Origin of the sequence: Natrinema caseinilyticum (assembly GCF_024227435.1) — an archaeon.
GTDB lineage: Archaea > Halobacteriota > Halobacteria > Halobacteriales > Natrialbaceae > Natrinema > Natrinema caseinilyticum.
Genome location: NZ_CP100445.1, coordinates 878,648 through 898,931, shown reverse-complemented (window position 1 = coordinate 898,931; position 20,284 = coordinate 878,648). Strand labels below are relative to the sequence as shown.

The window sequence follows — 20,284 nt, the reverse complement described above, 5'->3', positions numbered from 1 at the left end:
CCCACTCCTAACCGCTCGGACCCTGGGGGTTGTCCGTTCGTGAGCCTTCTTCCGTCGCGATTCGTCGAGGTGTCGGTCTCGGTTCCCACCCGCGCCGGGATTCGAGCGCCGACGGACTTCGTCGTATCCGACCGCGCCAATCAAGACGGCGGGTCTCATCCGAGGGAGTACGAATGCCCGACCGTCACTGGATTCCCATCGAGAGCGCAGCGACGAATACCGCGCCAGCGCCGGAAGTGGCCGCGGTTTCCCACGAGGGCGAGTCCGACGACTGGCTGTTTTTCTGCCACGGGCTTCGCAGCGACAAGTCGGGGAGCTACGAACACCGATGTCGGCGTGCGGTCGAATCCGGCTACAATGCGGTCCGATTCGACAGCCGGGGCTGTGGCGAATCCGACGGCGAGTTCGTCGAATCGACGCTCGAGGCGCGACTCACAGACCTCCGTCACGTCGTCGACTACTTCGATCCTGGCTCGTACGCCCTGTTCGGTTCGAGTTTCGGCGGGGCCGTCGCCCTCCACACTGCTGTGACGGACGAGCGAGTGGAGGCTGTCGTCACACGTGCACCCGTGACGACTGTCGAAACGTTCGACGAGTATCGCGCCACCGTCGATCGGAACGGCGAGGTGACGTTCGACACCGGCGAGCGGATCGATCACCGGTTTTTCGACGATCTCGATCGGCACCCGTTTTCCGACGTCGTCGATCGGCTATCGGTCCCGACGGCAATCTTCCACGGTGGCGACGACGCGGTCGTCGATCCGGCCGATAGCTTCGACGCCGCCCGTCGACTCGAGGGGGACGTCCTCCTCGAACGCTTCGCGGGCGAAGGCCATCGGTTCTCGCGGGCGGGCGAACAGCGACTGCTCGAGCGCGTATTCGGCTGGCTCGACTGGGTGAGAAGTCGTCCCTGAGCGCGTGACCGATCCGCCCCGCTCACTCGATAAATCTTATTGCGCTATAAAAAATCGGATCGGCGTGGCGCCTCCTCGAGACCGCAATACAGGCTGCCGGGGACCAGACTGTCGAAGAACGCTCGGAGTCCGGTGCGAAGAACCGCTATCCACGTTCGTCCGGCTCTGCTACAGTAGCACCGTATCGGAACCGGATCCTCAGCAGTCAGTACCGGGTTCGAGTCCGCAGGACCGGCCAAATTCAAGGCGCCACTCACACCGTCTTGACTGTCGACCCGCACGAGAAACTGACATCCAGGCAGTGCCTGCTCGATCAACGCCGGGTCAGACAAAGCCAGCCACACGTCGTCCAGTGTCGTCTCCTCGAGTTCGAACGTTCCGCTGAATTCCATCTTGGTACCCCTGGCTCACGCCAGATTGTGATATCTCGAACGGGGATCCGATTGGTGTGGCGACTCGTGGCCCTACTCGGGAGGGGCGCCTCGTACCGGCCACATCGCCCAGACGATGAGGGCCCCGATGGTAACGATCCCGATCAGAACCGTCTCGAGCGGTGTGAGTCCGATACCGAAGAACGCGAGTACCGTTCGCCCCTCGACGAGGATCACGAGGACGAATGCACTGAGGATCAACAATTTTGCGGGAGTGGTGCGCATCAGGTGAGTAACGCTCCAACAGATTCGACTCCGTACTGGAGATACATGACGACATCGATGGCGACGGGGAACGGAGGAACGTCCTGTCCGAAGGGCCCTCCCTGAGCCACGATATTGGCCAGCGGAAGGGCGTAGGCGAGGATGACCAGAACGAAAGCGATCCCGAACCACAATCGCAGGTTGTCGAGTATCCGTGGGGAGTCTTCCGGTCCCGACAGCGCCTTCGGGATCGTCCCGTCGACGACCGGTTCGCTATCGTCGTTGAACACCGTGAGAACCATGAGCGTGAGAAAGAGAAACGCTGAGATGAACAGTAACGTGCCACCGAGGGCGATCTGAGCGTTGAGTTCGCCCATCGAACCGACGCCGACGTTGTACTCGAAGCTGTACTGCGGTTCAGCCGTTCGGCGCGGGACGCCGACGAGTCCGGATCGGTACATCGCGTTCGTCATGAACACGATACCGACGAACCAGAGGACGACCTGGAAGAGGGCGACTTGCCTGCCGACGAGTCTGTTCCCGGTCAACTGGGGAACGAGCCAGTAGGATCCGGCCATGAGAGTCAGCGCCGTTGCGGTTCCCACCTGGGTGTGGATGTGGCCGGGTATCCACAGCGTATTGTGCACGAGATAGTTGATGTTCATCCCCGCGTTGACGATGCCGGTGAACCCGCCGAACGCGAAGATCAGCCCGGCCAGCGCCATGCCAGTAAACGCGGGGTTTCGCCACGGGAGCGCCCGCAGCCAGTCGAACGTTCCAGTCCCGCCGCGCTGGCGAGCCCCGTGTTCCATACTGGCGACGACGGTAAAGGCCGTCAACAGGCTCGGTAACAGCAGAAACATCGTGTTCGACATCGCGATGAACTTGAATCCCTCCGCGATACCCGGATCCATGTACTGGTGGTGGACGCCAACCGGCGTCGAGAGGAGGACGAACAGGATGAACACGACCCTGGCGAGCGGGTCGCTAAACAACCGACCGCCCGAGAGCTTCGGCAGAACGATGTACCACAGGAGGTACGCGGGCAACAGCCAGAAATACACGACCATGTGGCCGAAGTACCAGAACAGCGTCCGGGTCAACAGCGGGTTGACACTGTCCACCCACCCGAGCGACCACGGCAGGATAAATACGACGATCGAAACCACGACGCCGATCGAACTGAGATACCACATGAGCATCGTCGTCAATACCATGAACGTTCGAAGCGGGATCCGCTCGCCCGGATTGTCCCGTTTCCACGACCGCCACGTGCGAAACCAGTCGAAGCCCGCGAGCCACACGCCGATGACGAACACGGCGAGTCCGATGTAATACAACGGGTTCGCCTGCAACGGTGCGTAGAACGTATAGAGGACGTCCGCGCTCAAACTCGAGCCGAGTACCTGCGGCGGTTCCTCGAGAAAGCCGGCGAAGATCGATATCGCGACGAGGATCGTTCCCGTGGACATCAACCCGTACCAGAACCAGCTAAACCGGATGTCGACGGGACCCCGCTCGAGACTGTCCGTCACCGCCCACTGATAGATTCCGACGAGGAAGGTGATCGTGAACGTCAGCACGAGAAAGACGCCGTGACCGGTCAGCACCGTGTAGTACTTCGGGGCCTCGAAAAATCTCAAGACGTCCGTCCGATACAACGCCTGAATGAGCCCGAAGATGGCACCGATTCCGAACGCGACGAACGAGTTCAACATTGCGGCCCGAACGAGTCGCGCTTCCGCGGGATACCTCTCGGCGAATGGGGCCGTCATCAGTCGTCACCCGTCTCTTCGTCACCCGTCTCTTCGTCACCCGTCTCGTTCGGTGCGACTGTCACCGAACCGTCTTCCTCGTAGTTGTCGACGGTGACGGACCACTCGTATTCGCCCTCTCCGAGTTCGTCGCTATCGACGCTAAACGAGACGTTCTCTGCGCTCTGCCCGTCAACGGAGATATCTCGTTGGAACGTTTGGTTTCCGATCTCGGCGTCGACGGTGGTCTCGAGTTCCTCGAATTGACCGTTCCGAACCGTCGCGTTCAGTTCGACCTCGTCGCCCGGCTGGACGGTATCCGGTGCCTCGACGGACAGTTCGGTCATATCGAACTCGTCTTCGGGGACGACGACGATCTCGCCTTCCATTTGGTGATGGAAGTCACCGCAGTATTCGGTGCAGATGAGCCCGTAATCGCCGGGTTCGTCGAATACCACGGTCAACTGTGCAACTTGCCCCGGTATGGCCATCGAATTGATGTTCGTTCCGGGCACCTCGAAGCCGTGGATGACGTCACGACTCGTCACGTGGAACGTGACCTTGCTGTTCGCGGGAATTTCGATCGGATTGGGTCGAAAGCTGAACGTCTGGGCGATGACGTACACCTCGTACTCGTCGGGGCCGACCTGTTCGACTCGCGGTTCGCCGAAGCGCTCGTCGTCGTCGATCTCGTTCGGAGCGACCGTCTCGTCTTCCTCGCCGATCATCTCGATACCGAGCCCGACCGCTCCGTACGTGATCGTCGCGATGAACCCGAGGATGAGCACCATCGACGCGGCGAGCCAGAGCTTCTCGTACGAGTGAATCCTCATACGATCATCACCGGCTGGATCAAGCCGGCGTCCCAGTACATGGATCCGGGGCCGATGACCGTGGGTCCGCTTCCGAGGAACTCGACGAAATACGTAAACAACCACATCAGCGTGAGAACGAGGAAGTAAAGCGCGACCAGCGCGAGCGTCCCCCGTGGATCGAACTCGTCGTGACCGATTTCCCGTGTCCGAGCTGAATCCATACTGAAGTAGCGAGTACGAACGTCGAAATAATCCCTGCGGAGAGTTCACATGCAAAATAGGTGCTTGTCGGCTACAGTGACGTATTACTACAGACATACCGCTCGGTGGACAGAAACCGGCGACCCGGAGACCGATTTGGCGCTCCGATCCCGGACGAGAGTTCGAGGGGGAAAGCCCGAACAGATCGTTCCGAGCGGGCCGCGAGTGTGGGTCCGTCGAGGCCCGTGGCCGCAAAGCGACCGGAGCGGACACCTCCGCGTCGTGTCGGTTGCTTCCGTCACGTGCGTTTCGGGTGGTCGATACGATCCGCTCGACGCCCACGCAGCGAGACGGATGTCTCCTCCGGTCACTGACCATCTCGACGGACTGTATCGAGACCGCCGTATTGATGGACTGCAACGATAAGATCCTGTTGTCCGTCTGTAACGAACTGGGACCGTTGCCGTAATATTTCGACCGGAGTCCCGAAACGAACGATCCGATTCAGCCTTTACCGCCCTCGTTCCACCACCTCTCCTCCCGCTGCGCTCGAGGTGAATTCGTGACTCGAGAACCGAGCGGTCGCTCTCCCGGGAGCCCGTCGACGGAGCGCACGGCGAGTCGGATCCGACCGGTTCCGTTCGACGGAACCGATCTGCTCTAGTCGTGTTTTCTCACTCAGAAAAATCGGACCGCTTTTCATAGTAATACTGGAACGAACAGCTATACCAGTGAGTGAGGATACCGACTTGTCGACACTACTCGCCGTTCTCGACGGCGACTACGCGCGAGATATCCTCACCCATACGAGCGTCGAACCCATGTCTGCCAGTACACTGAGTGAACGGTGTGACGCCTCCCTCCCCACGATCTATCGTCGCCTCGATCGCCTCGAGGAATGTAACCTCGTCACCGAAGAGACGGAACTCGCACCGGACGGGAACCACTACGGCATCTACCGTGCGAACCTCGACCGACTGGAGTTGTCTCTGGAGGACGGCTCGTTCGAACTCGAGTTGACGCACCGTGAGCAAGACGTCGCCGACAAGTTCACTCGCATGTGGGAGGGAATGCGATGAGCCGAAACGTCGTCCGAATCGACGAGGCGACGATATTCGAACTGCTGACAGTAACGAGTCTTTTCCTCGTTGCCCTCTTCGGCACGATTATCGCCTACCAGGCGTACCGGGGGTATCGTCGGAACGACGCACCGTCGATGCTCTATCTCGCCGTCGGGCTTCTCCTGTTGACGCTGTTCCCGTTCCTGCTCAACGTCACCGTCACGACGCTCGTCAGCCCGGAGCAAATCGTCATCGCACTGCTCGAGAACGTGAGCCGACTGCTCGGTCTCGTCGCGATTACGTACTCTCTGTACGGTCAGCATTGAAAATCGTCCGACGAGCGCGGTCGGGCCGAAGCGATTTCGTCAGGTTGACCATCCATTCTGGCTTGCACCGCCGTCGAGTGATGCGGGGGACCAATGCGGGAGACCTGTACGGGAGACCAATGTGGGAACCGACGGTTTAGTGCTGCGGGAGACCGGCATGACGCGTCCACGCGGAGGGGATCGCGGAGACGCGTCGCGAGATGCAGGGGTACGACCCTGAAACGATGTGGTGCAGCGTGGGGGGCCGATCACGGCACACGAGGGATGGTCTGTCTCGTCCCCCACACGTTCTTTTCGACGCGACCGTCGTAAGTACACGACCGCGTTTTCCGAGGGAGAAAACGCTGCCCGGCATATCTATTGTCGCTTCTTTCGTTCGCACAGAGGCGCCTCGATGCCGTCGTTTCCGACGGTCCAGAGGATTCTTCGACGGCACCGTCGTAGAGTCGCTATGCACTACCTCGCCGGCGCGGACTCCGTCCACACGACAGCGGCGATCTGTGACTACCTCGTCGATCGGGCGACCGCCGAGGACACCGTCACCGTGGTCGCGGTCGCAAACGAGAACGACCGGACCGCACGTAGAGATTGTCAGGAAGCGCTGAACGTGGCCTCCGTCCGTCTCGCAACCGTCGGTGACGTCGAGACCGACGTTCGATCCGGCAATCCTGCCGACGTGCTGCTAGATGCTGTACGGGACGTCGACGCCGACGAGATCGTCATCGGCGCCCACGGCGGCGATCCCGATGCGACGCGTGACCTCGGATCGACCGCTCGAGAACTTCTCGAGGAAGCGGACAGGCCGGTGGTCGTCGTCCCGACTCCCAAACCGTAGCAGGGGGACGGTGGATCGAGCAGGACCGATCGAGACGTCGATCGTCGACTCCCGTGGGAAGATCCGCCCGACGAGCGAACGCTGATGAGAGGACGAGCGAGCGCTGGTGGGAAGAATACCGTGGAAATCGGCGGTACTGACGATTCCGGCGGTTCAGGGACTCAGAACGCCCGGCACGACCAGTACGCCTGGCACGACCAGCACGATCGAACGGACGAAACCGCGACGATCGTCTCGTTTTAGAACGGGAACAGCGACTCGGCCTCGAGGTCGCGTTCGATGAGTTCGATCTCGTGACCGTCCTGGCCTTTCGTGAACGCGTACATGTCGTCGCAGCTTTCGGGGTCACGGTAGTCGGCGGCCTCGCGTTTCAGCAGTCGGTCCCAGTCGTCGTCGAGGTCGTCGATACGGACGCAGAGGTGGCCCCAGGCGTCGCCCATCTCGTAGCTTCGGCCGTCGTAGTTGTAGGTGAGTTCGACGGACATCGCCTCGGGAGGGGCGTCTCTCGGTTCGACGAAGTAGTTCGCGAAGGTGTCGGACTCCCAGCGGCCGACCTCGTCGTACTCGAACTTGCGCGTCCAGAAACCGAGCGCCTCGTCGGCGTCCTCGACGCGGATCATCGTGTGGTCGATCGACCACAGCTCGCCCTGGTCGGGATCGCGCTGGACGATCTCGATCTCGTGGCCGTCGGGGTCTTTGACGAACGCGTAGCGACCGCCACAGGATTCGGGATCGCGGTAGTCGTCGACGCCTTCGTCCAGCAACTGCTGGTAGTACTCTTCGAGTTCGCCCTCGGGAACGCGGACGGCGATGTGGCCCCAGGCGTCGCCAACGGCTGGCTCCTCGCCCTCGTTGTGTGTGATCTCGAGCATCGCCCCCTCCTCGTGCATCTCCTCCGGCCCGAGATAGACGATGGTGAAGCCGTCGCCCTCGTAGCGATCTTTCTCTTCGTACTCGAGGTGGGTCTGGTACCAGTCGAGGGATTCCTCGAGGTCGGCGACGCGGATCATCGTGTGGTCGAGCGTTCCGTTCATACGAGAACTGAGTCCTGCGCGGTCCAAAAGAGTGGCGAAGGCGGCGGTCTACTCAGAGTTGTCGGGCGAATCCGCATCGGTTCCGGCCGTCGCGTCGGCGACGGTCGTCGAGGAGGGTATCGCGGCCGACTCGAGATCCGGTCGGCTGGCGCCGACCCTCGAGCCGCCGACGACAGGGCGGCACCCGAACCGGCGGGCCGACGGTGCCGAGGCCGCTATCGCCGCAGAATCAGCTTCAACACGTCCTCGTCGGCGAGCACGTGATCCTTCCCGACCTGCTGTTCGTCGTGGGTTGCGCTGGGGCCCGTCACGCGAGCGAAGCGGAATCGCTCTTCCATCTCGCCGCCGAGTTTCTCGATCGCCTCGCCGACTGTCGTCCCCTCCTCGATCACGAGTGGCTCTTCCCAGTCGACGCCCCGACCGGGTTTGTCCATGTAGACCCGGATGAGGCCGAGGTTCTCCCAGATGCGATCTTTGAGCGCCTCGAGCCCTTTCTCCTTTGCGGCGCTGATGAAGGTCACGTCGTCGGGGTCGAGCCCGCGGTCGTGCAACTCCTCGTCCACCGTTTCCTTGTAGGATGGCTCGATCAGATCGACCTTGTTGACGCAGGTGATCGACGGGATGTACTCTCTGTTTTCCATCAATCCGTCGACCAGCCGGTCGATGCTGACGTTCTCCTGGAGGTTGAGATCCGCGTTGACGTAGCCCTGGTCGCGGAGGACGTCCTGGATCGTCTTCTCGTCTAGGTCCTGCTCGGTGCTCGAGGTAATCTTGATGCCGTCTTTGATCTTCGGCCTGACGGTAACACGCGGGGGGTCCTGGTCGACGCGAATGTTGATGTCGTACAGTTCCTTCTGGAGGCGGTCGTACTGTTCGATCTCGAACACGGAGAGGACGAAGACGATCAGGTCGGCGTTTCGGACGACTGCGAGCACTTGCTGGCCGTCTCCGCGGCCCGAAGCGGCACCTTCGATCAGGCCCGGAACGTCGAGCATCTGGATGTTCGCCCCCCGGTGTTGCAACATGCCCGGGTTGACGTCGAGCGTCGTGAACTCGTAGGACCCGGTCTCGCTCTCGGCGTTCGTCAGCGAGTTTAGCAGCGACGACTTGCCGACGCTCGGAAATCCGACCAGGGCGACGGTCGCGTCGCCGTGTTTCTCGACGGAGTAGCCGCCTCCGCCGCCCGAACCGGACTGCTGTTTCTCGAGTTTTTCCTTTTTCTCGGCAAGTTTCGACTTCAGCCGTCCGATGTGGGCTTCCGTGGACTTGTTGTAGGGCGTGTTGGCGATTTCCTCCTCGATTGCCTCGATTTCATCCTCGAGCCCCATTTGTCCCTACACAACCGGCCGGGCCGAAAAACCCTTTCGAGAACGCCGTGGTCGCTGCACCGGCTTTCGACCCCTTCGCCGGCCTCGAGAAGCGAGCGGTTCGGAGACAGAACCCAGCGAATCGGTGCGTTCGATCGCGCGTGCCTCGAGCGCCGCGGTCGGGACGGAACGGCACTCCTCCCGCGCCGGAGCGGCGTCAGGCCGCCGAGGTTCCGTCCTCGCCGTGGCCCCGCCGGACATCGTCGGCGTCGTATCCCAGGCGACCGCCGGTGAGCGCGACGATAGAAAGGACGGCGACGAGGAGCACACCGATCTGTACCGTCAGGAGCGTCGCGTAGGTCGGGCCGAAGACGAGTTCGTCCGCGAACGGGACGAGGTGAACCGTCGCGGTATTGAACCCGCCGTGGAGGAGCATCATCAGGAGGACGCTTCCGGTGTGGTTGTACTGAGCGATCAACAGGTTCGATCCGCCGAAGGCGCGGTCGATTCCCACCGCGCTGGGGAGAAACCCGAGCCAGGAGACGGCGTAGGCGAGGACGAAGAACGACGCAACCGGCCGGGCGACGACTCGATCACGAACGGCTGTGGGGGCCATAGTCGTCGTAACGCAGTCACGGACGATAGCTTCGGCGGCGTTTTCCTCGGTTTCGTACGTGTGGTGCTCCGAGCGGAGCGATCGTCCCCGAATGTTCTCGCAGGATCGATCGGGCTTTCTCAGCGGCGGTCCCCGTAATCGCCTCGCTGAACACTCGTTTCCTCGATATAATTCGTATCGCCAAGGTTCTACTAGCTATACCCTCCCGGAGTCCGTAAAATCCCGTATGCGAAGGCGAGAGTACGTTACGGCGGTGGGAACCGGCGTCGGGACCCTCGCGGCGACGGGCCTCGGAGGGGCGCAGTCGCGCTCCCTCGAGCGAGTCTGTCCGACGGGCGATACGACGGCCGTCCGGCCGGGAAGCAGGGTGGTGTTCGAAGCCGCCGCGGGGCCGGGGCTCGAGCCGACGGCCGTCGAGTGGCGAGTCGACGGCGGCAACGCGGCCGACGTCGCGCCGGCCGCACCGTTCTGGAGTTACACCCATCGGACGGGGAATCCGGCCGCCCACGGTCGTTTCGAGGATGGCGGGACCTACGAGGTCGTTGCGACCGCTGACGAGGCTTCCATCGCCTGGCGGGTCGAGGTCTCCGCGGACGCACCTTCGGCGCCGAGCGGAACCGTCACGACCGATCCCGGACCGGACGCCACGATCACCACCCGCGAGGGGGTCGAAGTCACGGCGACGGTCACCGACGAACGCGAGGCCCTCCAGCGGGTAATCTGGCAGGAAGGCGAAAACGCGACGTACGTCGACACGACCGACGTGTCGGGATCGGACGCGACGGCGACGTACGCGGTTTCGGCCGGCGATGCGATCTGGTTCATCGGGGGATACCCGATGATGGCGTGGATCGTCTGCGACGACGGTCGAGCGGCCGTGTCGCGCACCGAAGGCCCGTCGATCGAGGCGATGCGCGACGTGGCCATTACGGGCACGAACGCGCCGGTCCGGGCGGGCGAGAAACTCGTCGTCGACGCCGAGGTCGCGATCCACGGCGATTCGATGTACCACGCGTTCGTCGACGCGGAGGCAGACCTGATCGTCGGTCACGACCCGACCCACGTCGACAGCGCGTCCGTCGAGGTGTACGCCGGCCGGACGAAATCGGTCCAGCTCGCGTTCACGACGGCCACGGTTCGAAACACACAGACGTTCCCGGTCCGCGTCGAGACGCGCCACGCCGCCTCGGAGACGGACGTGACCGTCGTCGGAACGGACGACGCCGGCGATCACGGGTCCCTCGAGGTGACCGGCCTCGAGACGAACGCGCCGGTGACGGGCGGCGACCGACTCGAGGTCACCGCAACGCTTTCGAATTCGGCCGAGAACCCGGCGGACCGCGAGGTCGAACTCGTCGTGGGCGACGATCCGACGACGGTCGATACGAAACGGGTCCTCGTCGGTGCGGGCGAGACGACGACCGTCTCGCTCGGGTACGAGACCTATCCCGTCAGGAACGACGACGAGTTCCCCGTTCGCGTGGCGACGGGCGACGACACCGCCTCGCGATCGGTTCTCGTCCACGGACTCGACGACGGGGACGACGGTGGTGACGGCGGTGATGGCGGTGATGGCAGTGACGACGGCGGAACCGGGACGGCGTCGTTCGCCGTGTCGATTACGGGAACGAACGCGCCGGTAACCGGTGGGGAGCGGCTCTCGGTGAGCGCGTCACTCGAGAACGCGGGGGACGGCGCGGGCACGGAGTCGGTCGAACTCGTCGTGGGTCGGTCGCCGGAGGTCGTCGATTCCTCGAGGGTGAGCCTCGCGCCCGGTGAGACCGCGACGATCTCGCTCGGCTACGAGACGTATCCCGTCAGGAACGACGACGTGTTCCCGGTGACGGTGCGAACCTCGGGGGACAGCGACACGCGAACGGTGACCGTTTATGGAACGGGGTGAGGCCGCGGGGTATACGAACCCGGGTTGCGGTGGGCGCTGGGCCGTGACCGCGGGCGATCCGCGGCCGGCGTCGCGGACGCGGTCAGGAGGATAGGGGAGGGAGCGTCGCTTCGTCGACCCAGAACGCTTCGACCGCGCGGCCGATCTCGGCGAACTGGTCGGGATCGGACGGCTTGGTCAAGTACGCGTTCGCGCTCAGTTCGTAGCTCCGGACGATATCTTCCGACGCGTGCGAACTCGTGAGGACGAGAACCGGTAGCGGCGTCAGTTTCGGGTCCGCTTGCATCGCCTCGAGAACGTCGAACCCGTTCGTTCTCGGAAGGTTCAGATCCAGGAGCACGAGATCGACGCCGGGTCCGGACTCGACGGCGGTCTGGAGGAACTCGAGCGCGTCGTCGCCGTCGGTAACCGTATGAAACACCGTTTCGAATCCGGCCGCTTTGAACGCCTCCTGTATCAGGCGGACGTCTCCGGGGTTGTCTTCGACGAGCAGGATCTCGACTTGCTCATTGGACGATTGCGTTGACACGACGGGGCTACCTGAACGTCAATAGGCGCAGCTAGATAACACTGATCACTACAGACGTTGGGTCGCGGCGGCGGGGGCCTCCCTTACCCCATCGCTTACCGCTTATCCCATCGAGCGCCGAACGGCCGCGCCCGCGCGTTCGAGTCGCTCCCGCTCCGTCGACGTGAGCTCCCAGTCGACGATTTCGGCGACGCCGTTCGGACCGAGCAGGACGGGGACGCTCACACTGACGTCCTCGAGGCCGTATTCCCCGTCGAGCGGCGTGGACAGACAGACCGGTTCGTCGGTACCGCCGTCGACGAGTCGAGAGACGATCGCAGCGAGTCCCCGACCGGTGACCCAGCGGGAGGAATCGTCCCCGCCCCGCATACCGATGACGTCGTACGGGACGTCTCGGACGTAGTCGAGGATGGCCTCGCGCTCGGCGGGGGCGATCTGGACGGGGTCGCCGTCGACGGTCGCTCGCGAAAACAGGGGCACCATGTGTTCGCCGTGTTCGCCGAGGATCGGGCAGTAGACGTCCGCGGGAGAAACGTCGAATCGACGGGCCAGTTCGTCGGCGATGCGGGCCGATTCCGACAGCGAGTACCCGAGGAAGCACCGCCGCGGCCAGCCGCTTTCCTCCCACAGGCGATGGGTCACTCGATCTGACGGGTTGCTGACGACGACGGTCGGCGTCGGCTCCGCGTCACCGATCCAGTCGCCGACGTCGGCGGCGATCTCGAGGTTCCGCTCGAGGACCGACAGTCGGCCGCCGCGCTCGAAGCTATCCGCGGGGCGTGCGGCGCTTGCGGTGACGACGATCACGTCGGCCGCGTCGACGGGGTCCCGTCCGGGATCCGCGCTCGGATCGATCGTCGTGACGGTTCCCGGGCGCTCGTCGCCGAACGATGGCCGACCCGCAGCGTGGGCCACGTGACAGAGCGAGTGACGGAGGTCGATCGCGTGGGCGTCGGCGACGTCGGTTCGCGGGTCGGCGAGCGTAACCGTCGCCGCCGGATACTGCGCCGTGAGCGTGTACGCGACGGTGCTCCCGATCGTTCCACCGCCGCCCACGAGAAGGACGTTCATACCGGGGCCAACGTCGGCGGGACGTCTAAGGTGTTCGGGTAGGTAGTTACCGCTCCACGATCGTCCCGCCGGCGAGTCCCTCCCACTCGACGCGGTAGCCCAGTCGGGAGAGGATCGCGCTCGAGTCGGTGATGTCGTGTTCGTCGAACATCGCCTGGGCGTCCGAAAGCGCCATCCCGGATTCGACCTCGTCGGCGAGCGACTCGAGGGTGGCGGATCGAATCAACGTGCGACCGACCCGTTCGTGTTCGGGGAACGATTTGTCCGTGAGGGCGTCGGGGCTCACGCCGTGGCGAGCGGCCAGCGCGTCCACCGTGATGGCGGCCTCTCGGGGGCAAAGTTCCTCGGGGAGTCGGGCCGCGCTCTGGGCCACCAGTTGTCGCTCGTACTCCCCGAGGACGTCGGCGACGTCCTTGACCCGTACCGTCCCCGAATAGGGGATCGCCCTGTGGTCGCGGGCTGCGATCTCCTCGCCGACCCCCAGGGACTCGTCGACGGCGACCAGCATATCGACGTCCTCGAGGTCGGCGAGCTGGGCGAGTTTCTTCGCGACGTACTCGGGCGTCCAGAATCCCATAATTTCGAAATACACGCGAAACTCCCGCGCTGCTCCGTCGGACGGGGTCGAAGCGCCGCCGGTGGCCGCACCCGCTGGATCGTACTCGAAGGCGAAATCTGGTATCATCACGCGCGTGCCCGTCGCGAGCGGCTCCGGCTCCCGCACGAGGTCCCAGTCGAGGTCCAGCCCGGAAAATCGAGCGGCGAAATCGGCTTCGACGCCGCTGTCGAAGGTCACGTCAGTAACCGGCTCCGCGTCGGGAACCGCGACGGGATCCTCGTGGGACAACTCGAGCGTCCGTTCCGTGCCGCGATCGTCTATCGTCGCCTCGAGATGCCACTCGCGGGCGCCCGCGACCGTTCGCAGCAGTCGCGCGAAACGGGTGCCGTACCGCCGCGTCGCGCGGAAGAGGTGGGTCGGTCCCGTGACGACGACTTCGCGCTCCGAGCCACCCGTCCCCTCGGTTTCGGCCTGGTCCGAACGCCGGTGAATTTCGTACATCAGCCGCAGTCGCTTGATCGCCGAAATCAGCGCCTTCGGATCGCTCGAGCGCACTCGAAGTTCGGTCGCGTCGAACAGCGCCGTCTGGGCGAGCGACAGGTTGTACTGGGCGATCAGTTCGGACGGATCCCACCGCGAGTCGACCGCAGTCAACGTCTGGCGTTCCTCCAGGTCGGCGTACAGCGCGGTCTCGAGGTCGTCGGCGGACACGCCGAGCGCTTCGCTCGCGCGGATGAACGCCATCGCGCGTTCGTCTTCGCTGACGACGCCGACCGCCTCGGCAGCGTCGAACACGGCTCGGCGCGCCCGTTCGGGCTCGATTGCCGTCTCCGTCTCGAACGTCGCCTCCCGCTCGAGCAGCGCCGCCAGCCCGCGGACGAGCTTGAAATCGTCGGCCTCGCGTTCGAGGGCCGTCAGCGCCTCCTCCAGGTTCGCGCGCGCCTCACCGACGTGACCCTGGTACGTCCCGATAACGCGGGCCGCGAGCGGTCGCTTTTCGCGGCCGGCGAACTGGGGGTGGTACCCGCCGCCGGCCCGCGAGATGCGCAGCAGGTCCTTCGTCAGCATCTCCCTGAAGTCGGCGTGGGAGCGTCAAAAGTCACCCGGACGGTGACGTGCTGGGATCTCCGGCGCGTGCGCGTTCCCGAGCGGGACACTCGAGCGGCCGAGACCGGTTCGACCTAGGGGGCGGCTATCGTCACCGCGAGACGACCGATCGGCGGGCACATGCATGCTGTATCGCTTTCCCTCGGACGGGCGGACGACGAAGAAGGAATGGCGTTCACCCCACCGGTCGAATGTCCGATCTGCAGGGACGTACTGGAACTGGATCGGACGCTCGAGGACCATCTCGTCGGGAATCACTCGCACGCAGAAGTCGCACGGCACCTCGCGTGTTCCCACGAAGGGACTGGGACGAAGCCGGTTTCGAACTGAGCGACCTCAGGGCCGAGAGCCGAACGAACGCACCCGAGAGTGGCAGCGGCCGCTCTCCGGGGAGACCGGTCTCGATACCGGCGGCGACTGCTCCCTGTGAGACGGTCCTCGACATCGTCCCTGCCGAACCGGACAGCCACGTCGACGGTCAGCGACGGCCGACTGGGACACCCGGCGGTCACTCACGACGTCGATTCGCGATCCGCTCTTCACCGGTATCCGAGGAGACGATCTCGTAGAGCGTTGCACGGCCGCCGTCCGCGTTCGGGCGAAGGATCCGACCGAGGCGCTGCCTGAATTCGCGCTCGCTCCCCGTCCCCGAAAGGACGACGCCGACGCTGGCCTCCGGAACGTCGATGCCCTCGTTGAGCACGTTCGTCGTGACGAGCCTCGTGTACTCGCCGTCTCGGAAGGCGTCCAGAACGTAGTCGCGTTCCGTCCGCCCGTCCGCGACGACGGCGTCCGTCTGGTGGGTGATCGTCGGAATCAAGAACCGCTCGCTAACGTCGTACGCAAGGTCGTTGTGGGCCGTAAAGATGATGACTCGGTCGCCGCGGTGGTCGTCCAAGATCTCGGCGAGCGCCTCGAGTTTGGCCTCGCTTCCGAGCATTACTTCGCGTGCGCGCTGGCGAGCGAGCAACGCCTCGCGCGCCTCTGGATCGTTCCCCGATCGCTTGACGAGGGCCTGGTAGTCCGACCCGCTGCGCATGTCGATGTTCGACTTCGCCAGGTAGCTCGTGAACACGTCCTGTTTTCGCTCGTACTCCTCGCGCTCGGCGGGGGAGAGCGAGACCTCGAGTCGTTTGATATCGTACTCGGCCAGGTGATCGCCGGCCAACGTCTCCACGTCGACGCGGTGGACCAGCGGACCGACGATCTCCTCGACCGCGTCGTGTTCGCCGTCGGGTCGTTCGAAGGTCGCGGTCACGCCCAGGCGCGCAGGGGCGGCGAGCAGTCGTGCGATGTCGCGGTAGCCCTCGGCACCCAGATGGTGAACCTCGTCGAAGACCACGCACGCGAACCGGTCGCCGACCGAATCCGCTTTCAGATAGGCCGAATCGTACGTCGAGACGGTGATCGGCTCGAGTCGCTGTTCGCCCCCGCCGAAGCGGCCGATCGGCCGGCCGAATTCGCGTTCGAGTTCGCCTTCCCACTGCTCGAGCAGATCGATCGTTGGAACCACGACGAGCGTCGGCACGGCGAGCCGTTCGATCGCCGACAGCGCGATGACCGTCTTGCCGCTGCCAGTCGGGAGTTCGAGGACGCCGGCGGGCGCTCGGCGGACCGACCCCGGACCGGTGCAATCGAGCCAGCGATCGGTTTCGAGCCAGGCCTCGAGTGCCGTCGCCTGATAGTCGCGGAGTTCGTAGGCGGATTGCAGGTCTGGAACGGACGCGAGGTCGAGGACTCGGTCGTCGATCGCAGCGTCTAGGTCGTCGAGGGCGGCCCGCAGGTCGGCATAACACATTGCGGGGGCGCGCCAGCCGCCGGTTCGCGAATCGGCCTCGAGGTCGGGAACCGCGGTCCGAATCGCGGACGGGGAAACTGACGATTCCGCGAGGCCGTCGATCCGGATCGTCCCGTCTTGGTACCGGAGTTCGACCGCGCTCGAGCCGTCGGGTAACGCCGGTGTCACGGGTCACATTCAGTTCAGGACGTACATATACCGGTCGGATCCGGCGATCGTATTCCGGCCCTCGACGACGGTTCCACCGCCTCCGTTCGGGTTCCGTTCCGCCGAGGGTTCGATGTGTCCGTCCCGACCGATCGATCCCTCCGCGACACCCCCGGACCTCAACCCTTTTATTATCGCTGTTCGTTGACCCCCACATGAGCGAAGACGAGGGAACGAACGCGTCCGCCCAGGGTGTCCCGTCAGCGGAGGAATCCGACGACGGCGAGACGGCTGACGTACCTCCCGAGGAGTCGATGGACGAGGAATCGGAACCGACTCCGGACTCGAGCGACTCCGACTCGGAGCCCGCGGCGACGGGCGCCGACTCGAGTGCAGAACCTGCCGACGACAACAGCGGAGCCGCGCCCGAGACCGGTCCGACAGCCGACGACGACGGCGGTTCGACCGGGCAGGCACCTGAGACGAGTGACGACGTCCAGCGGGTCCTCGACCGAGTCACCGAGTACGACGACAAACTCGCACACAAGGTCAACTCGATCGTGGAGGAGGCGCGCTCGCTGAACGGCACCGTCAAACACCAGCGCGAGGAACTCGAGGATCTCGAGGAGCGCATCGAGTCCCAGGCGGAGACGATCGGCGAGTTACAGGACGAACTGGAGGAGTACGAACAGGCCTTAGCCGAGCGCGACGAGCGACTCGATGAATACGAATCGGAGGTCGAGGAGTTACAGAGCCGCCTGAAGCGCAAGCAAGCCGACTTTCAGAACTACAAGAAACGAGCGAAAAAACGCCAACAGCAGATCAAAGACCGTGCCACCGAGGACCTCGTCGGTCGGCTGATCGGCGTCCGCGACAACTTGAAACGCGCCCTCGAAGAAGAAAGCGGTGACGCGGAGAGCCTTCAGCAGGGCGTCGAGATGACGCTCCGCGAGTTCGATCGCATTCTCGAGGACGAGAACGTCTCCGAGATCGACCCCGATCCGGGGGTCGAGACCGACCCGCAGCGCCACGAAGTCATGATGCGAGTCGAGAGCGCCCTGCCGGAGGGGACCGTCGCGGACGTCTACACCCCCGGCTACGAGATGGGCGACAAGGTCATTCAGAACGCACAGGTGACCGTTTCGAACGGCGACCTCGAGGAGGACGCACAAGCCGAAGCCGCCGGCGCCGACGGAGCCGCCGAAACCGACGCGTCGGTCGAGGGTGACGATGCCGTCGACGAGTCCGAACCGACGGAACCGACGGGAGACGGCGGGAAAAAAAGGGGGTGACGAGGAGGGTCACGAAGACGACTCCGAAGCGGCCGACGGGGCGATCGAACTCGGCGGCGAAGTTGCGAGCGACGACGGGGAGGAGGCGTCCGCCGACGACGCCGACGACTGAGGGAGCGTTCGCGGGGACGTCTTCCCCGAACGGAATTCTCTGTCCTGTACTCGGTTCTCGTCGGGCGATTCTTGGACCGTCGATCCACCAACAGGTGAACCGCCGATCGGCGGATTCCTCACTCGTTTTTATCGAACGGAAAGTGCGAAATTCACGGGTTTTGGCACCTCGAGCGGCATTTAATTCGGTTCTTGATCGATCCTAGTAACCTTTAAAACAAAGTGCGCACAATACCCCTCCACGATGGCGAGCAACAAGATTCTCGGAATCGACCTCGGAACGACGAACAGTGCGTTCGCGGTGATGGAAGGCGGCGATCCGGAAATCATCGTCAACTCCGAAGGCGAACGAACGACGCCCTCGGTCGTCGCCTTTACCGACGACGACGAACGACTCGTCGGCAAACCGGCGAAGAACCAGGCGATTCAGAACCCGGAAAAGACGATTTCCTCGATCAAGCGCCACATCGGCGAGGAGGACTACACCGTCGAAATCGACGACGAGGAATACACGCCCGAACAGATCTCGGCGATGATCCTCCAGAAGATCAAACGCGACGCCGAGGATTACCTGGGTGACGAAATCGAGAAAGCCGTCATCACGGTCCCTGCGTATTTCTCCGACCGACAGCGCCAGGCGACCAAAGACGCCGGCGAGATCGCCGGCTTCGAGGTCGAACGCATCATCAACGAACCGACCGCCGCGTCGATGGCCTACGGCCTCGAGGACGACCAAGATCAGACCGTCCTCGTTTACGACCTCGGTGGTGGCACGTTCGACGTTTCCATTCTCGACCTCGGTGGCGGCGTCTACGAGGTCGTGGCGACTAACGGCGACAACGACCTCGGTGGCGACGACTGGGACGGCGCCATCATCGATTGGCTCGCGGACGGGTTCGAGGACGAACACGGAATCGATCTCCGTGAGGACCGCCAGGCCCTCCAGCGACTCAAGGACGCCGCCGAAGAGGCCAAGATCGAACTCTCTTCGCGCAAGGAAACCGAGATCAACCTTCCGTTCATCACCGCGACCGACGACGGTCCGATCCACTTAGAGGAGTCGCTCACTCGCGCGAAGTTCGAGTCGCTGACACAGGATCTGATCGACCGGACCGTCGAGCCGACCGAACAGGCGCTCGAGGACGCCGGCTACGAGAAGGACGATATCGACGAGGTGCTGCTCGTCGGCGGTTCGACGCGGATGCCCCAGGTCGCCCAGAAGGTCGAGGAACTGACCGGCAGGGAACCCCAGAAGAACGTCAACCCCGACGAGGCCGTCGCGCTGGGTGCGGCGATTCAGGGTGGCGTCCTGGGCGGGGAGGTCGACGACATCGTCCTGCTCGACGTGACGCCGCTCTCGCTCGGGATCGAGGTCAAGGGCGGTCTCTTCGAGCGACTCATCGAGAAGAACACGACGATCCCGACCGAAGAGTCGAAGATCTTCACTACCGCGGCGGACAACCAGACGACCGTTCAGGTTCGGGTCTTCCAGGGTGAACGCGAACTCGCCGCGGAGAACGAACTGCTCGGCGAGTTCCACCTGACCGGCATCCCACCGGCCCCGGCGGGAACGCCACAGATCGAGGTCACCTTCTCGATCGACGAAAACGGCATCGTGAACGTTTCCGCGGAGGACAAAGGCAGCGGGACTACCGAGGAGATCACGATCGAGGGCGGCGCGGGCCTCTCCGACGCCGAGATCGAGAAGATGCAGCGCGAGGCCGAGAAACACGCCGAGGAAGATCAGCAAAAGCGCCAGCGTATCGAGGCCAGAAACACGGCCGAGGCCACGATTCAGCGCGCCGAAACGCTGCTCGAGGAAAACGACGAGCAGGTCGACGACGACCTCCGCGCCGACATCGAGGCGGCAATCGAAGACCTGGAGGAGACGGTCGACGACGGCGATGCCGACGCCGAGGACATCGAGGCGGCGACGGAGAACCTGAGCGAGGAACTACAGGAGATCGGAAAGCAGATCTACCAGCAGCAAGCCGGCGCTGCGGGTGCGGGCGGTGCAGCAGGCGGCGCTGCGGGTGCGGGCGGTGCGGCCGGCGGCGCTGCGGGCGCGGGCCCCGACGGGATGGGCGGCGGTCCGAACCCAGGTCCCGATGCCGGTGCCGGTGCGGCCGGGGGAGAGGGCGAGGAGTTCGTCGACGCCGACTTCGAGGACGTCGACTTCGACGAGGACGAAGAAGACGAGCAGTAAGTCGACTCAATCGCCGTTTCGAGTGCGATCGGTTCGATCAGCGAACGGCCACTCGAAGCCGTC

The 20,284-nt window shown here is 64.0% G+C and carries 21 protein-coding genes and 1 pseudogene; 10 read left to right on the top strand and 12 right to left on the bottom strand.

Annotated features, from left to right (window positions below):
• Positions 1–173: 173 nt before the first annotated feature.
• Positions 174–914, top strand: coding sequence for an alpha/beta hydrolase family protein (locus tag NJT13_RS04360; RefSeq protein WP_254524271.1), 741 nt, complete (start codon positions 174–176; stop codon positions 912–914).
• A gap of 260 nt (positions 915–1,174) precedes the next feature.
• On the opposite strand, the pseudogene NJT13_RS23390 reads toward NJT13_RS04360, so the two are convergent.
• From NJT13_RS23390 to NJT13_RS04340, 5 genes and pseudogenes are all read right to left on the bottom strand, one after another.
• Positions 1,175–1,306, bottom strand: a pseudogene (locus NJT13_RS23390) (CoxG family protein); the annotation flags it as partial.
• Positions 1,307–1,378: 72 nt separating this feature from the next.
• A complete protein-coding gene (locus NJT13_RS04355; RefSeq protein ID WP_254524270.1) occupies positions 1,379–1,570 on the bottom strand; it encodes a CbaC protein in 192 nt (63 codons plus the stop codon).
• Complete coding sequence (locus tag NJT13_RS04350; RefSeq protein ID WP_254524269.1) at positions 1,570–3,324, bottom strand: b(o/a)3-type cytochrome-c oxidase subunit 1; 1,755 nt, start codon at positions 3,322–3,324, stop codon at positions 1,570–1,572. Before NJT13_RS04350 ends, NJT13_RS04355 begins: the two co-directional genes overlap by 1 nt.
• Positions 3,324–4,136, bottom strand: a complete 813-nt coding sequence (locus NJT13_RS04345) for a cytochrome c oxidase subunit II (protein WP_254524268.1) — start codon at positions 4,134–4,136, stop codon at positions 3,324–3,326. The genes NJT13_RS04350 and NJT13_RS04345 overlap by 1 nt, the downstream gene beginning before the upstream one ends.
• Entirely contained in the window at positions 4,133–4,339 is a 207-nt protein-coding gene (locus tag NJT13_RS04340; RefSeq protein WP_254524267.1) for a signal peptidase complex subunit 2, read from the bottom strand. The genes NJT13_RS04345 and NJT13_RS04340 overlap by 4 nt, the downstream gene beginning before the upstream one ends.
• 711 nt (positions 4,340–5,050) lie before the next feature.
• Here NJT13_RS04340 and NJT13_RS04335 point away from each other — a divergent pair.
• The 4 genes from NJT13_RS04335 (at position 5,051) to NJT13_RS04320 (ending at position 6,784) form a co-directional block, all read left to right on the top strand.
• The gene (locus NJT13_RS04335) at positions 5,051–5,398 is read left to right on the top strand and encodes an ArsR/SmtB family transcription factor (RefSeq protein WP_254524266.1); all 348 of its coding nucleotides are present in this window, start codon (positions 5,051–5,053) and stop codon (positions 5,396–5,398) included.
• Positions 5,395–5,706 (top strand): DUF7521 family protein, encoded by a 312-nt coding sequence (locus tag NJT13_RS04330; protein WP_254524265.1) that lies wholly within the window; start codon positions 5,395–5,397, stop codon positions 5,704–5,706. The genes NJT13_RS04335 and NJT13_RS04330 overlap by 4 nt, the downstream gene beginning before the upstream one ends.
• 451 nt (positions 5,707–6,157) lie before the next feature.
• Positions 6,158–6,541, top strand: a complete 384-nt coding sequence (locus tag NJT13_RS04325; RefSeq protein ID WP_254524264.1) for a universal stress protein — start codon at positions 6,158–6,160, stop codon at positions 6,539–6,541.
• 84 nt (positions 6,542–6,625) lie between these two features.
• Entirely contained in the window at positions 6,626–6,784 is a 159-nt protein-coding gene (locus tag NJT13_RS04320; protein WP_254524263.1) for a hypothetical protein, read from the top strand.
• Here the strand turns inward: NJT13_RS04320 and NJT13_RS04315 are convergent.
• The 3 genes from NJT13_RS04315 to NJT13_RS04305 all read right to left on the bottom strand — a co-directional run bounded on the left by NJT13_RS04315 (position 6,781) and on the right by NJT13_RS04305 (position 9,498).
• Entirely contained in the window at positions 6,781–7,575 is a 795-nt protein-coding gene (locus tag NJT13_RS04315) for a VOC family protein (protein ID WP_254524262.1), read from the bottom strand. The genes NJT13_RS04320 and NJT13_RS04315 overlap by 4 nt on opposite strands.
• A gap of 215 nt (positions 7,576–7,790) precedes the next feature.
• Entirely contained in the window at positions 7,791–8,903 is a 1,113-nt protein-coding gene (locus NJT13_RS04310; protein ID WP_254524261.1) for an OBG GTPase family GTP-binding protein, read from the bottom strand.
• A 196-nt stretch (positions 8,904–9,099) separates the two neighbouring features.
• Positions 9,100–9,498 carry a hypothetical protein gene (locus tag NJT13_RS04305; RefSeq protein WP_254524260.1) on the bottom strand — a complete coding sequence of 133 codons (399 nt, stop codon included), beginning with the start codon at positions 9,496–9,498 and terminating at the stop codon, positions 9,100–9,102.
• Positions 9,499–9,724: 226 nt separating this feature from the next.
• Here NJT13_RS04305 and NJT13_RS04300 point away from each other — a divergent pair, with 226 nt between their 5' ends.
• Positions 9,725–11,401 carry a hypothetical protein gene (locus NJT13_RS04300; protein ID WP_254524259.1) on the top strand — a complete coding sequence of 559 codons (1,677 nt, stop codon included), beginning with the start codon at positions 9,725–9,727 and terminating at the stop codon, positions 11,399–11,401.
• Positions 11,402–11,483: 82 nt separating this feature from the next.
• Here NJT13_RS04300 and NJT13_RS04295 read toward each other — a convergent pair whose 3' ends face one another.
• The 3 genes from NJT13_RS04295 to NJT13_RS04285 form a co-directional block, all read right to left on the bottom strand.
• Positions 11,484–11,930: a response regulator gene (locus NJT13_RS04295; RefSeq protein ID WP_254524258.1), complete on the bottom strand. Its 447-nt coding sequence runs from the start codon at positions 11,928–11,930 to the stop codon at positions 11,484–11,486.
• Positions 11,931–12,032: 102 nt separating this feature from the next.
• Positions 12,033–13,001 carry a malate dehydrogenase gene (locus NJT13_RS04290; protein ID WP_254524257.1) on the bottom strand — a complete coding sequence of 323 codons (969 nt, stop codon included), beginning with the start codon at positions 12,999–13,001 and terminating at the stop codon, positions 12,033–12,035.
• 46 nt (positions 13,002–13,047) lie between these two features.
• The gene (locus tag NJT13_RS04285; RefSeq protein ID WP_254524256.1) at positions 13,048–14,628 is read right to left on the bottom strand and encodes a DUF790 family protein; all 1,581 of its coding nucleotides are present in this window, start codon (positions 14,626–14,628) and stop codon (positions 13,048–13,050) included.
• A 159-nt stretch (positions 14,629–14,787) separates the two neighbouring features.
• On the opposite strand from NJT13_RS04285, the gene NJT13_RS04280 reads away from it, so the two are divergent.
• Entirely contained in the window at positions 14,788–14,997 is a 210-nt protein-coding gene (locus NJT13_RS04280) for a hypothetical protein (protein ID WP_254525493.1), read from the top strand.
• A gap of 178 nt (positions 14,998–15,175) precedes the next feature.
• Here the strand turns inward: NJT13_RS04280 and NJT13_RS04275 are convergent, their stop codons facing one another.
• Entirely contained in the window at positions 15,176–16,633 is a 1,458-nt protein-coding gene (locus NJT13_RS04275) for a DEAD/DEAH box helicase family protein (protein WP_254524255.1), read from the bottom strand.
• A gap of 194 nt (positions 16,634–16,827) precedes the next feature.
• Here NJT13_RS04275 and NJT13_RS04270 point away from each other — a divergent pair, with 194 nt between their 5' ends.
• The 3 genes from NJT13_RS04270 to dnaK all read left to right on the top strand — a co-directional run bounded on the left by NJT13_RS04270 (position 16,828) and on the right by dnaK (position 20,221).
• The gene (locus tag NJT13_RS04270) at positions 16,828–17,904 is read left to right on the top strand and encodes a nucleotide exchange factor GrpE (RefSeq protein WP_254524254.1); all 1,077 of its coding nucleotides are present in this window, start codon (positions 16,828–16,830) and stop codon (positions 17,902–17,904) included.
• Positions 17,843–18,016 carry a DNA polymerase V family protein gene (locus NJT13_RS04265; protein WP_254524253.1) on the top strand — a complete coding sequence of 58 codons (174 nt, stop codon included), beginning with the start codon at positions 17,843–17,845 and terminating at the stop codon, positions 18,014–18,016. Before NJT13_RS04270 ends, NJT13_RS04265 begins: the two co-directional genes overlap by 62 nt.
• Before the next feature lie 243 nt (positions 18,017–18,259).
• A complete protein-coding gene (gene dnaK, locus NJT13_RS04260) occupies positions 18,260–20,221 on the top strand; it encodes a molecular chaperone DnaK (RefSeq protein ID WP_254524252.1) in 1,962 nt (653 codons plus the stop codon).
• The last annotated feature ends 63 nt before the right edge of the window (positions 20,222–20,284 follow it).